Origin of the sequence: Adlercreutzia sp. ZJ154, from assembly GCF_011039055.1 — a bacterium.
Classification (GTDB): Bacteria; Actinomycetota; Coriobacteriia; order Coriobacteriales; family Eggerthellaceae; genus Adlercreutzia_A.
Genome location: NZ_JAAKEF010000002.1, coordinates 90,136 through 102,801, shown reverse-complemented (window position 1 = coordinate 102,801; position 12,666 = coordinate 90,136). Strand labels below are relative to the sequence as shown.

General features: G+C 45.2%; 9 protein-coding genes and 3 tRNA genes. 8 read left to right on the top strand and 4 right to left on the bottom strand.

Features of this window, described 5'->3' with window-relative positions:
• Positions 1 to 4 precede the first annotated feature (4 nt).
• The 3 genes from G7Y37_RS01645 to G7Y37_RS01635 all read right to left on the bottom strand — a co-directional run bounded on the left by G7Y37_RS01645 (position 5) and on the right by G7Y37_RS01635 (position 4,267).
• A complete protein-coding gene (locus G7Y37_RS01645; protein ID WP_165060794.1) occupies positions 5 to 862 on the bottom strand; it encodes a sugar nucleotide-binding protein in 858 nt (285 codons plus the stop codon).
• Positions 863 to 894: 32 nt separating this feature from the next.
• On the bottom strand, positions 895 to 3,045 hold the full coding sequence (locus tag G7Y37_RS01640) for a TRAP transporter fused permease subunit (protein WP_165060791.1): 2,151 nt from the start codon (positions 3,043 to 3,045) through the stop codon (positions 895 to 897).
• Positions 3,046 to 3,256: 211 nt separating this feature from the next.
• A complete protein-coding gene (locus G7Y37_RS01635) occupies positions 3,257 to 4,267 on the bottom strand; it encodes a TAXI family TRAP transporter solute-binding subunit (protein ID WP_165060788.1) in 1,011 nt (336 codons plus the stop codon).
• A 206-nt stretch (positions 4,268 to 4,473) separates the two neighbouring features.
• Between G7Y37_RS01635 and G7Y37_RS01630 the strand changes: the two genes are divergently transcribed.
• Entirely contained in the window at positions 4,474 to 5,397 is a 924-nt protein-coding gene (locus tag G7Y37_RS01630) for a LysR family transcriptional regulator (RefSeq protein WP_165060785.1), read from the top strand.
• 38 nt (positions 5,398 to 5,435) lie between these two features.
• On the opposite strand, the gene G7Y37_RS01625 is transcribed toward G7Y37_RS01630, so the two are convergent.
• Entirely contained in the window at positions 5,436 to 5,786 is a 351-nt protein-coding gene (locus G7Y37_RS01625) for a sulfurtransferase (RefSeq protein WP_165060766.1), read from the bottom strand.
• Positions 5,787 to 6,107: 321 nt separating this feature from the next.
• Between G7Y37_RS01625 and argS the strand changes: the two genes are divergently transcribed.
• From argS to uvrB, 7 genes are all read left to right on the top strand, one after another.
• Entirely contained in the window at positions 6,108 to 7,838 is a 1,731-nt protein-coding gene (gene argS / locus G7Y37_RS01620; RefSeq protein ID WP_165060763.1) for an arginine--tRNA ligase, read from the top strand.
• Positions 7,839 to 7,900: 62 nt separating this feature from the next.
• A tRNA-His gene (locus G7Y37_RS01615) sits at positions 7,901 to 7,977 on the top strand.
• 145 nt (positions 7,978 to 8,122) lie between these two features.
• Positions 8,123 to 8,198, top strand: a tRNA-Lys gene (locus tag G7Y37_RS01610).
• Positions 8,199 to 8,218: 20 nt separating this feature from the next.
• Positions 8,219 to 8,293 (top strand) — tRNA-Ile (locus tag G7Y37_RS01605).
• Positions 8,294 to 8,502: 209 nt separating this feature from the next.
• Positions 8,503 to 9,807 (top strand): 30S ribosomal protein S1, encoded by a 1,305-nt coding sequence (rpsA, locus tag G7Y37_RS01600; RefSeq protein ID WP_165060760.1) that lies wholly within the window; start codon positions 8,503 to 8,505, stop codon positions 9,805 to 9,807.
• A gap of 23 nt (positions 9,808 to 9,830) precedes the next feature.
• Positions 9,831 to 10,427, top strand: a complete 597-nt coding sequence (coaE, locus tag G7Y37_RS01595; protein WP_165060758.1) for a dephospho-CoA kinase — start codon at positions 9,831 to 9,833, stop codon at positions 10,425 to 10,427.
• 71 nt (positions 10,428 to 10,498) lie between these two features.
• Entirely contained in the window at positions 10,499 to 12,652 is a 2,154-nt protein-coding gene (gene uvrB, locus G7Y37_RS01590) for an excinuclease ABC subunit UvrB (RefSeq protein ID WP_165060755.1), read from the top strand.
• Positions 12,653 to 12,666 lie beyond the last annotated feature (14 nt).

Here is a 12,666-nt window from a genome sequence, read left to right as displayed (position 1 = left end):
TTTTTTAGCTGGTGGCTAGTCCTGCTGCCTTCATATACGATTCTAGATCGTCTTCCCATGTTGGCAATTCTGCCCCAAACATCTCTAGCATCAAGCTCTCTAATACTACATTCTCGGCAGTTTTTGGGTCGGCTTCGGGTACTAGTATGCTTTCTGGGTTATAGCCGGCTAACTCTAGCACTTTTGCTGCAAAATCGTACCGGCTAGCCTGACCGCGCGATGCAATATGGAATGTGCCCGTTCCATCGCGTTCTAGGACCTTAATCATAAATTTGACATAGGTATCAACGCTTGTTGGGGCAGCGAATTGATCGGTGCGCGCCGGGCAATTCGCGCCTGCTGCTGCGGCATCTAAAATTTCTCTTAGGCGACCACCACTTGTATGGTATAGCCAAGACGAGCGAATAATTATATGGTCTGATGTTATGTTTCTTACCATCATTTCGCCGGCGCGTTTAGATTTACCATATGGTGTGTTTGGATGCGGATTATCGAATTCGTTTACGGGCTCATCTAGTTTGGAGGAATAAACATCGTCGGAGGAAACTTGTATGATGGTTGCCCCTACAGTATTGGCGGCTAGTGCAACATTGCGCGCACCTATGGCATTTACTTCATAGGCTTTTACCCGGTTAGATAAACTGGTGGCATCGCGTCTAATTCCCGCGCAATTTATTACGGCACGGGGTTGAATTTCCTCTGCAAACGCTTCTAAACGTTCGCTTTCGCATACTGAAAGTTCTGCATCAGTTCCCACAACTGTGAATCCTTCATTTTCTAGGCATGTGCATATCGCATTACCAATAAAACCTTTGTTTCCAGTTACCCAAATTATGTTGGTATCGTTTATAAGCTCACTCATAAGTTTCCTCCGTGCCTTGTGTGCTCGGCTTATTAAGAGTTGTCAGTAACGGTTTCATCCAATTCCAAGTCGTTTAACTTAGGTAGTGCATCTGTATTGCTAGTTTCATCGGATAATGCAGAAGTGCTGTGATGCTTTTTAGACAGTATATATTGAACCGTGCACATACCAATTATGATTACCAAACCGGCAATATCTGATACTGTGCCCGGAATCATCATACCCAGTCCGCCAATAGCTAATATGATGCGGAAAACTGGGTTTAAATGATGGTGGAATAGGGTATTGGTAAGTGCGCATTGCAATCCAAATACGCCGACAAGTGCCGTGCCTGTGTTAAGAAGAACTGCAGGCAAGGTTACATTGTCGCCCACAAGTAGCAATATTGGGCTGAATGCAAAGATGTAAGGCACCACAAATTTTGCTATACCTAGTTTTGTAGCGTTAACCGCTGTTGCCATCGGGCGCGACTTCGCAATGGCACTTGCGGCATATGCTGCCAGCGCTACTGGTGGCGTAATGTCTGCTGCAATTCCAAAGTAGAATACGAAGAAATGTGCGCATATTGGGTCTATTCCGAGTTGAATTAAGATCGGTGCGCAAGTAGATGCCATAATGCAGTAATTTGCTGTGGTTGGCACACCCATTCCTAGAATCAAACAGCAAATCATAGTGAATATTAAGCCAATAATAATGAAGTCGCCCGCCATCAAAACTATAACGTTAATTATGGTTGAAGCTAGACCGGTTACTGTGATGCATCCGGCAATCATGCCAGCCATAGCGCAGGCAACTGCAACAGCAATTGTGTTTTTTGCTCCGGCAGAGAAAGCGTCAACAACCATTAATGCAGCAATTTTTACAGTTTCCATGAATACAGCGCCGAAACTTTCGCCTTCTGCACGCTCGCGCCAGCTGTTAAGCAAGAAGTTTATAAAACCTATTATGAATGCGCCGGCAATTGAGATAGCTGCGCTTGCCGCCATGGTGCGAGTACCAGAAGCTACAAGCCATACCAGAAGGACAAGAGGCAAAATTAGATAGCAGTTCTTAAGCAGGTAGGGAATAGTGGGAAGTTCACTTTTAGGGGTTCCTTTTAGACCTAGTTTTTTCGCTTCAAGATGTACTGCAATAAATATGCCGGCAAAATATAGCAAGGCAGGGATAATAGCTTTTGTTGCAACTTCAATGTAGGGGATGCCTATATATTCTGCCATTAAGAATGCAGCTGCGCCCATGATGGGGGGCATGATTTGTCCGCCAGACGACGAAGCTGCTTCAACTGCGCCGGCAAATTCCGGCTTATAGCCAGTTTTTTTCATCATAGGAATAGTTACAGATCCTGTGGTTACGGTGTTTCCCACCGATGAACCGGAAACCATTCCGCATAAAGCCGATGCTATAACAGATACCTTAGCGGCACCACCGCTTGACCAGCCTGCAATGCGATTTGCTAGCGAGATAAAGAAATTCGCAATTCCTGTACGCTCTAGGAATGCGCCAAATATAACAAACAATACTATATAGGTATAGCAAACATTAATCGGCGTGCCGATAACACCCGATGTTGTATAGAACAGTTTTTGAACAACTTTGCGCAGCGAATTGTAGAAATCGGCGTTACTAGACGATGTCATCTGCCAGTAGAATGCGTATATAACAAGACACGCTACAACTATTATGATCGGAAGCCCCACGCAGCGCCGGCACAATTCTGCCAGTACAAGAATCCCAATTATGCCCAGCGCTACATGAATAGGTTCAATGCGTGCTCCCATAAGTAGTATCTCGGTACAGTTCATAGCGAAATACATAAATGCCCCGAAGCCTGCAAGCATTAACACTATGTCATACCAAGGAATGTGGTTTACGCGGTGATTGGTTTTACGTGCAGGATAAATCATAAATCCTATAACGATAATGAACGCCAAAAAACGAGCTAGACGCGCCTCGGCTTGTTCTGTAGATAACAGCGTCATGCATATGCAATATACCGAAAATAGCACTAGGAAAGCTGTAACCACAATCTTTGGTACACCTTCCCAAATGCGCGTATTCGATTCTTTATCGTATTTGCGCATAACCTCGTCAGTGTCAATCGTGCCGTCTTTTACAACAGCTGGATCAAGTTCGGCGATTATGTCGTTAGTATCAGAATCCTTTTTCTTCTTGAAAAGAGCCATCCGCACGCCTCCTTTTCGTTAAATCTTTAAGCCTCGCGTAAACTCGTACGCTAAATTTGCCAGTTCTATTAGAAGTATCAGCAAAATGGAATCCTATTAGTTTTATGTTGATACTGCTTATAGAACTAAGTTGAGGGGTCGCGACTTAAATCGCGACCCCTCTTGTTCTCTAAAAGAGAGGTAATTATGAGTATTCAAGCAATTATATGGCTTAGCTTGCTACTGTAACACCCTGCTCTGAGAAGTATTTTGCAGCACCCGGATGATAAGGTACGGTGCTTATTGAAGCAGCATCTTCTAAAACAAGTTCTTTATACTTAGCATGTGCATCTGCATTGTTTTCAGCACCGTCAAAGATTGACTTCACGAAACCATAAACTGCATCTTCAGAAATAGAGTTGTTAGCAATAACAACAGCTCCAACTGAAACAGTTGTTACGTCGCCCTCTAGACCATAAGTGTCAGCCGGAATGACTGCCTTTGCATAATAGGGGGAAGCTTCGAGCAGTTTTGCTACATGCTCATCATCCATAGAAACCAGATATGCGGTCTTTGTGGTAGATAGGTCGGTAATAGCGGTTGTAGGTGCGCCTGCAACGATAAATGCTGCGTCAATCTTGTTGTCTTTCAGAGAATCGGTGGAATCGGCGAAGCTCTGATACACAGGAGATATGTCGTCAAGTGTTAAATCGTAAGCTGAAAGCACGTCTACTGCATTGAAATACACACCAGAACCTGCTGCGCCTACAGAAACAGTTTTGCCAGCAAGGTCGGCAACTGTCTTAATGTTCGGGTCGCAGGTTACAATCTGGACCTGTTCTTGATAAAGGTCAGCCACTATTGAGAAATCTTTATAAGCGGCATTTTCGAAAAGATTAGTGCCCTCATAAGCATATGCTAAAACGTCTGACTGGCAGAATGCAATATCGGCATCTCCGTCTTCAAGAGCTTGTACATTAGCTTGGCTGCCGTTGCCCGATAGTGCTGTAACAGCAACGCCATAATCGCCATTGGTTGCATACTGTGCAAGTACATTGCCGTATGCGTAATAAGTTCCCGACTCACCGCCGGTAACAAAACGCAGATTAGATGATTCGCTGGCAGGCGCATCTGAACTTGCTGCGCTGCTAGAACCGGCAGAACCGCCAGAACAACCAGCAAGACCTAGAGCTAGCGCGCCAGCAACCACGGCCACTGAAAGCGCACGAAGTTTTTTCTTCATACTTGTTTCTCCTTTTCCCTCGTTAAGCACAAGTGGTCTGAAACGTGTGTTTCTAAACTAGAACTAGAAACCATGTTCTATTCACGCTGTATTTTAGCCGTAAAAGTTTGTTATTTTGTCGACATAACAAAGATGTAACAATATTTTTCGGTAGGATTACGAAAAAACATGGTTGCACATGTAGCGAACAACAAGCAGGAGGGCTAATGTCACTAGAGTCGTGGGATTGGTTTTTGCGGCTGGTCGAGAAAGGCACATTTACTCGGGCGGCAGAAGAATTGCAAATTCCGCAGCAGACGCTTTCAGCGCGTTTGGCTTCGTTGGAAAACGAGCTTGGGGGCAAACTTATAGATAGAACTACTCCGCTTACTCTTACTAGAGCAGGCGAGGCTTTTATATCTTATGCGCGTGAACAAGAGGCTTCGCGTTTGCGGATGTTGCGCCAAGTAAGCGAAGTAACTATTGGTGGTTTTGGCGAATTGAAGATTGGCATATCGAATATGCGCGGAAGGGTTTTGATGCCGCACATTGTAAAGCAGTTTCATCGAAGCATGCCCGGTGTACGTATCAAATTGATAGAGGGCACCAATGAAGAACTTGTGCATTTAGTCGAGCGAAGCGAAGCTGACATAGTAGTGGCTAGTTTTGGGAATGTGCATCCCGGGGTGGCGGTGCGTCCTCTATATAAAGAAGAGATAGTTTTGATACTGGACCCACAACTTTTGGAATCTATTGTTGGCATGGAAGCTGAAAAAGCAATTACAGCTGTTGAAGAAAATGGTTTAAGTCTTCTTGATAATTGCCCGTTTCTTCTCGAAACCATCGATGACATTTCGGGAAGTATTGCGCGGGTCGAATTACAGAAGGCTGGTATAAAGCCAAAAGGACTTGTAGAGTCGGAGAATATGATGACTCTTCTGGCAATGTGTGAAGCCGGGCTTGGCGGAGTGTTTTGTCCTACAAACATGCTAGATGCTACAGCGGATTTAACCGGTAGGCTTGCGCGAATTCATCTATCCGATGAGGCGTGCTACGAGATAGGCATTGGCACGCCTGCATCGGCGCAGCCTTGGATTCCCGCTCAGATGTTTGAAGATGTTATAGGAGCATTATTTGCGGACACACACTAGGCTCTGTGGAGTTTTATATGGTCAAAACTGCCAAAGCCTTAGCGTTCAACAGGGCGAGAGCTATCCATTATCCAATTAATCCAGCTTCCTTCATAGCAATACACCTCTGTAAACCCTTTAGATTCCAGCAAATCGCATGCCTCGTGGGCAAGTCCTCCATCGTGGCAATAGATAATAATTGGGTTGTCTTTTTTAATGCCTAGAGCTTCTACGCTTTTTTCAATTATGGCAGCAACATCGCCACCTTCTTCTTTTGCTGCCATTAGTGGCACAGATTTGGCATTTGGAATATGTCCGTTTTCATACATTTCAATTGGCCGCACATCTACTATATGTATCTTATCTAGGTTTTCTAATACATAATCTGCATTAACAATCTTACTTGCCATTTTTGCCTCCTTTTTATTCACCGAGTGCGCTTTGAAATGGTGTTTTAAGGTTTTAAATAAGACCATTCTAGTGCGATTTTGTTTTCACAAGAAAACGGGGTGTCAACGTATTATTACGGTTTGATGAAACTGGCTTATAATCGCCTTATCTTTAGTGTTGGTTGCGCTTCAAATCGTCGTGCTACCTGCTATAATGACCCGACGGAGCAGCGCTGATTTTACAAAATGTAAGTGATGCGTATTTTCTGGCGTTACGTTTAATTTTGTTAAGTGCGTATGTTCTAAATCTATGTAAGCTCAACTTGAATCGGAGTTTGACTAATGGAGATTCGTGAACAGCTTGAAAAGATATTTGAAACAGCCATTGAAGCTGCTATGGCTGATGGTTCTATTTCGTTGGAAGATTCGGCGGCTACTCCTGAACCTGCGCTTGAACGTCCGCGCGACGAAGCTAATGGTGACTGGGCATCTACAGTGGCTATGCGCACGGCAAAGTTGGCGCATAAAAGTCCGCGCGACATAGCGCAGACTATAGTTGACCATTTGCCCGAAAACAATGTTATTGAATCGGTGGAAATAGCAGGTCCCGGGTTCATTAATATACGTTTGGCTGATGCGGTATTACAAAATGTTGTGCATACGGTGCGACAGCTTGGCGAAGACTACGGGCGTGGCACCATTGCAGAAGGTCAGCGCAAGATAAATCTAGAGTACGTTTCGGCGAACCCTACTGGTCCTTTGCATGTAGGGCATGGTCGCTGGGGTGCATTAGGCGATGCTATGGCGCGAGTTATGCGTCACGCTGGTTACGATGTTTACGAAGAGTTCTACATCAACGACCACGGAACCCAAATGGACGTATTCGGGAATTCTGTATCTGTGCGATATATGCAGCTTCTAGGTCACGACGTAGAAATGCCAGAACAGTGTTATGGCGGCAGTTATGTTGCCGACATTGCACAAGAGATAATAGACCGCGATGGCAATAAGTATGAGGATATGTCTGAGCAAGAGCGCATGGAGGCATTTCGCGAAATAGCCTATCAAGAAATGCTTGACTTACAGCATAAAGTGCTTGGTCGTTTGGGTACTACTTTTGATTGCTGGTTTAGTGAGCGCAGCTTATATGTTGAAGATGAAAATGGCGAAAGTGCAGTGTCTCGTAGTCTTAAAGCTATGGAAGACAAGGGCTATGTAAAAGAAGAACAGGGTGCTATTTGGTTTCGTTCCTCAGCGCTGGGGGATGAAAAAGATCGCGTTATGATAAAAGCAAATGGCGAGATGACTTATTTTATGAGCGATGTTGCTTATCACTACGATAAGAAAATGCGCGGTTTTGATCATCTTATAAACATTTGGGGCGCCGATCATCATGGTTATGTGAAGCGTTGTGAATGCATGTTAGAGGCTTGGGGCTGGCCGGGCAATTTAGAGATAGTCTTAGGTCAGCTGGTGAATTTATATCGAGATGGCGAAGCTGTGCGCATGAGCAAGCGTACAGGCGAGATGGTTACGCTCGAAGAGCTAATAGATGAAGTGGGTGTAGATGCTACGCGTTATCTCATGCTTTCTCGTTCGAGCGATCAGCCTATCGACTTCGATATTGAGCAAGCCAAGAAAAAAGATTCATCTAATCCTGTTTACTATGTTCAGTATGCACATGCGCGCATTTGTTCCATAATTCGTAAGGCTTACGAAGCGGCGGGGCAGGGCAGCGCAGATGGCAAGTCTATTGCGCAATTAGCTGAAATTGTTGCACCAGATGGCTGCGATTTGTCAATGCTAACGCACAGTACAGAGCTTGCATTAATGCGCAAAATGGCTGACTTTGGGAATTTGATAGCTTTGGCAGCGCGCGATCGTGAACCGTTCCGACTAACACACTATGCGCAAGATTTAGCATCGCTGTTCCATAGCTTCTATACCGAGTGTAAAGTGCTAACCGATAATGTAGAACTAACAAAGGCGCGTTTGGCGCTATGTGATGCAACTCGCATAATGTTGGCTCTTACGCTTAGCCTGCTTGGAGTAAGCGCTCCCGAGAAGATGTAGAAAATGCTTGCATAGATAGCAGCGCAAACGTATAATCCTACCTTGCGCGAAAACGCAACACGGTGGCTGTAGTTCAGTCGGCTAGAATGCCAGATTGTGGCTCTGGAGGTCGTGGGTTCAAGTCCCATCAGCCACCCCATAAACCTATTTTACGAGCCCTGTTTGAACTGCGAAGTTCGGCAGGGTTCGTTTTTCTCTTTGAGTACATAAAAAATATGAGGAAGTCTGCTTGCATGAAGTGCGGTATTCGCCTACAATGTCAAATCGCTTTGTGTTCGACTGATGCGCCATTAGCTTAGTTGGTAGAGCAGGGGACTCTTAATCCCAAGGTCGAAGGTTCGAGTCCTTCATGGCGCACCACCTTTATTAAGTTCTGCTTTGGGCCCTTAGCTCAATGGTGGAGCAGAGGACTCATAATCCTTTGGTTGCAGGTTCGAATCCTGCAGGGCCCACCACCTTTTAAATTCATTAAATGTTGAATCGGTGAACGGCGTGTATACGCCGAAATTTTACATCGCGCAACAGACCTACGTGATATACTCGGAAGGCTTGTAAAAACATATAAGCAAATGAAATATTGGCCCCCGAGGAATGTAAGTTTCGACTGTATTCAAGACGACTGCTTATTGAAACGGGGTCCCTAAAAATCTGAAAGGGGTCCGTTTTGACCGAGATAAAGAACACGTCTGTTATCCAATTCGACGATGTATCTGATGATCAGCTAAATGCCATGATTGATGGCACCCTCACAGATTTCGACGAGGGAGATCTGGTAGAGGGAACTGTAGTGAAGCTAGAGCACGACGAAGTGCTTGTAGACATTGGCTTCAAAAGTGAAGGCGTTATTCCGCTGCGCGAGCTTTCCATTCGCAAAGATATTGATCCTTCCGAGATAGTAAACTTGGGCGATCATATCGAAGCTCTCGTTCTGCAAAAAGAAGATAAAGACGGTCGTCTGATTCTATCCAAAAAGCGTGCAGAGTACGAGCGTGCATGGAATCGTGTGGAAGAGAAATTCAAGGCTGGCGAAATTGTTACTGGTGAAGTTATTGAAGTTGTTAAGGGCGGTCTAATTCTTGACATTGGTCTGCGTGGCTTCTTACCTGCTTCTCTGGTTGATCTTCGTCGCGTAAAAGATCTTGATATGTATCTGAACACCGAGATTGAAGCGCGCGTCATTGAAATGGATCGCAATCGCAACAATGTTGTTCTGTCGCGTCGTGTGCTGCTCGAAGAGGGTCGCAGAGCTGAGCGTACAGAAATTCTTTCTAAGCTGTCTAAGGGCATGCGCCTGAAAGGTAACGTTTCTAGCATCGTAGACTTTGGTGCATTTGTTGACCTTGGCGGAATAGATGGTTTGGTACATATTTCCGAGCTGTCTTGGAACCATGTAAATCATCCTAGCGAAGTTGTAAAAGTTGGCGATGAAGTAGAGGTTGAGGTTCTAGACGTTGATCTGCAGCGTGAGCGCATATCGCTTGGCTTAAAGCAGACCACCGACGATCCGTGGATCGAACTTGTGGATAGCTATCCGGTGGGTACTATCGTTGATGGCGTTGTAACAAAGATCGTTCCATTTGGCGCTTTCGTTGAACTCGGCAGTTCTATTGAGGGTCTTGTACACATTTCCGAAATGGCTTCTCGCCATGTTGAAACTCCAGCTCAGGTAGTTAAGCAAGGGCAGGAAGTGAAAGTGAAAGTTATGGAGATTAATCCTGACCGTCGCCGCATTTCTTTGTCTATGAAGGCTGCTGCTGAAGAGCTTGGTTATGAGATTGAGATAGATGAAACCGTAGCGGTTGATGAAGCGAAGTCTCGCCGTAAGAGCGAAGATGAAGAGTCTACAGAAACAGCTAATGTAGAAGTAGAACAGAGCGAGGAAGCTAATTCTGAGGCTTCAGTTGCTACAGAGGTTGTTGCAGAGCAGGAAGAGCCTGCTGCTGAAGGTTCCGCTGAAGCTGCTGAATAGTTAGGGAAGTGCAGGTATCGTCTGTGGAAAAGATCTTCGTAATCGGGGGCATGGGAGCGGGTAAATCTACTGCTCGTAAAGCGCTCACCGATCAGGGGTTAGATTTTATTGATCTTGATCAGGTCGGTCATGATGTCCTTAAATGGGAGATTGTGAAAGAAGAACTTACCGAAGCATTTGGTGAAGATATTTTAGGCGACGATGGCGAGATAGTGCGTTCGCGCTTAGCTGCTAAAGCTTTCCTAAGCCCCGCAGAGACTCGTAAACTCAACCGCATAACGATGCCTCGCATTGAAGAATCCTATGCCGATATGATAGATGAATTAGAAGCTAATGGCTCAGAAGCGGTGGTTATTGAATATTCCGTATTCAAGAACCGTTCTACTTCGCTTGCTTGGTCGGCAGATATAGTTATGGCGGTGTTGGCTCCAATAGATATGCGGATTCAGCGTGCTGTGGCTTCTGGCTTCGAAGAAGGTGATGTTAGGCGTCGTATTAGTCAACAAATTACCGATGCTGAGCGTATTGAAGCTGCTGATGTTGTTTTCAATAACGATTCCACAAAGGAAGAGCTATATAACGAGGTTACTGCTTGGTGGATTAGACGTAAGCAATCATAGCGGTTCTATAGATTTATTAATTAACCCGGTGGAAGTGTATTTCCACCGGGCTTTTCTTTATCAGGAGCGCCATGTCTAGTCATCTGAAAAACATTGAAGGTACAGCTATGCAGGGCAAACTTAACCCGGATATGCTTGGAGGTGCGCCGCTTCGAGTGGTGTCTCCTTACGAGCCTGCCGGAGATCAGGTGCAAGCCATAGTATCTTTGGCAGATGGCGTAAATGAAAACTTGCGCTATCAGACGCTTTTGGGCGTTACGGGTTCTGGCAAAACCTTCACCATGGCTAAAGTTATAGAGGCTGTACAAAAGCCGACACTTATTATGGCTCCCAACAAGACGCTTGCGGCGCAGCTTGCAGCTGAGTTGCGCGAGTTTTTTCCAGACAATGCAGTGGTGTATTTCGTATCGTATTACGATTATTATCAGCCTGAAGCTTATGTGCCATCTTCCGATACGTTTATAGAAAAAGATGCTTCTATAAATGAGGAAGTTGAGAAATTGCGCCATGCTGCCACAAGTGCGCTTTTGTCGCGCCGAGACGTAATTGTAGTTGCGTCGGTTAGCTGTATATACGGTATAGGTAGTCCGCAAGATTATGCCGGTATGGCTGTATTCTTGGATAAAGATACGCCATCGGATCGTGATGAGGTTATATATGGTTTGATTGATATCCAGTATGACCGCAACGATTACGAATTAAAGCGCGGTACATTTCGTGTTCGCGGCGATTCGCTAGATATTTTTCCGCCCTATGCAGACAATCCGATTCGCGTTGAATTTTGGGGTGACGAAATAGAAAGCATAGATGAAGTCGATTCTGTTACCGGAGAGGTTTTAAGCAGTTTTCATGCTGTGCCTATATGGCCTGCCTCGCATTACGTTACAGCGCGTCCAAAAATGGATAAGGCGCTTGGCACGATTCGCGAAGAATTACGTCAGCGTTTAGAGCAGTTTAACAAGGAAGGCAAACTGCTTGAGGCTCAGCGTTTAGAAATGCGTACCAATTATGATTTAGAGATGCTAGAAACAATGGGCTTTTGTTCGGGCATAGAAAACTACTCACGGCATTTAGATGGTCGCGCTGCAGGAGAGCCGCCGTACACATTAATAGATTATTTTCCAGATGATTTTCTGTGCATTATTGACGAGAGTCATGTTACCGTGCCGCAGATTAGAGGAATGCATGAAGGTGATCGTTCGCGCAAAGTAACGTTGGCGGAGCATGGTTTTAGATTGCCTTCGGCTTTAGACAACAGACCTTTGCGCTTCGATGAATTTGAAGATAGGGTTCCGCAATTTATATACGTAAGCGCCACGCCGGGCGATTATGAGGAAAAAGTTAGCCAGAAGCAGACCGAACAGATAATTAGACCTACTGGATTGCTTGACCCGGAGATAATTCTGCGCCCTACAAAAAGCCAGATTGACGACATAATAGATGAAGCAAAACAGCGCGCCGAGCGTAATGAGCGCGTTTTGATTACAACGCTTACAAAGAGGATGGCTGAAGATTTAACCGACCATTTGTTAGACCGAGGCGTGAAAGCGCGCTATATGCATTCAGATATAGGCACGCTTGAGCGCGTTGAGATACTGCGCGACCTTCGCAAAGGCGAATTTGATGTGCTTGTAGGCATAAATCTTTTACGAGAAGGTTTAGATTTGCCAGAGGTAAGTCTTGTGGCAATTTTGGATGCTGATAAAGAAGGGTTTTTGCGTAACCACCGCTCTCTTGTGCAAACTATAGGACGCGCGGCTAGGAATGTTTCGGGTCAGGTAATAATGTATGCCGATAAGATTACCGACTCAATGAAGCGGGCTATAGACGAAACGCGCCGTCGCCGCGATATCCAAATGGCTTATAACGAAGAGCACGGCATAGAGCCTAAAACCATTCGCAAAAAAATAAATGACATTATGGATTCCATAGTGGAGGAATCGAAGGGGATTAGTGCAGAAGATATCAATCGCGAATTGGCAGAACTTTCGCGGGATGAAGTTATGCGCATTATTATGTCTATGGAAGAAGAAATGCAGGCAGCTTCTGCTGGTATGGATTTTGAAGAGGCGGCTCGTTTGCGTGATCAGGTTGTTAAATTGCGAACCACCGTTGACAATATGAGCGAAAAAGACGTTTTGGCGGATCTGAAAAAGAATGCACGCAAAGGTAGCGCGTATGGGAATAGAAAAAATGCGGCTTATGGTTCTAGTCGTAGAAGCTGATATACACGCACACG

Bases quoted from the DNA above. Each gene is read 5' to 3' on its own strand.
- G7Y37_RS01645 (WP_165060794.1), bottom strand. From the start codon at position 862: ATGAGTGAGCTTATAAACGATACCAACATAATTTGGGTAACTGGAAAC.
- G7Y37_RS01640 (WP_165060791.1), bottom strand. From the start codon at position 3,045: ATGGCTCTTTTCAAGAAGAAAAAGGATTCTGATACTAACGACATAATC.
- G7Y37_RS01635 (WP_165060788.1), bottom strand. From the start codon at position 4,267: ATGAAGAAAAAACTTCGTGCGCTTTCAGTGGCCGTGGTTGCTGGCGCG.
- G7Y37_RS01630 (WP_165060785.1), top strand. From the start codon at position 4,474: ATGTCACTAGAGTCGTGGGATTGGTTTTTGCGGCTGGTCGAGAAAGGC.
- G7Y37_RS01625 (WP_165060766.1), bottom strand. From the start codon at position 5,786: ATGGCAAGTAAGATTGTTAATGCAGATTATGTATTAGAAAACCTAGAT.
- argS (WP_165060763.1), top strand. From the start codon at position 6,108: ATGGAGATTCGTGAACAGCTTGAAAAGATATTTGAAACAGCCATTGAA.
- uvrB (WP_165060755.1), top strand. From the start codon at position 10,499: ATGTCTAGTCATCTGAAAAACATTGAAGGTACAGCTATGCAGGGCAAA.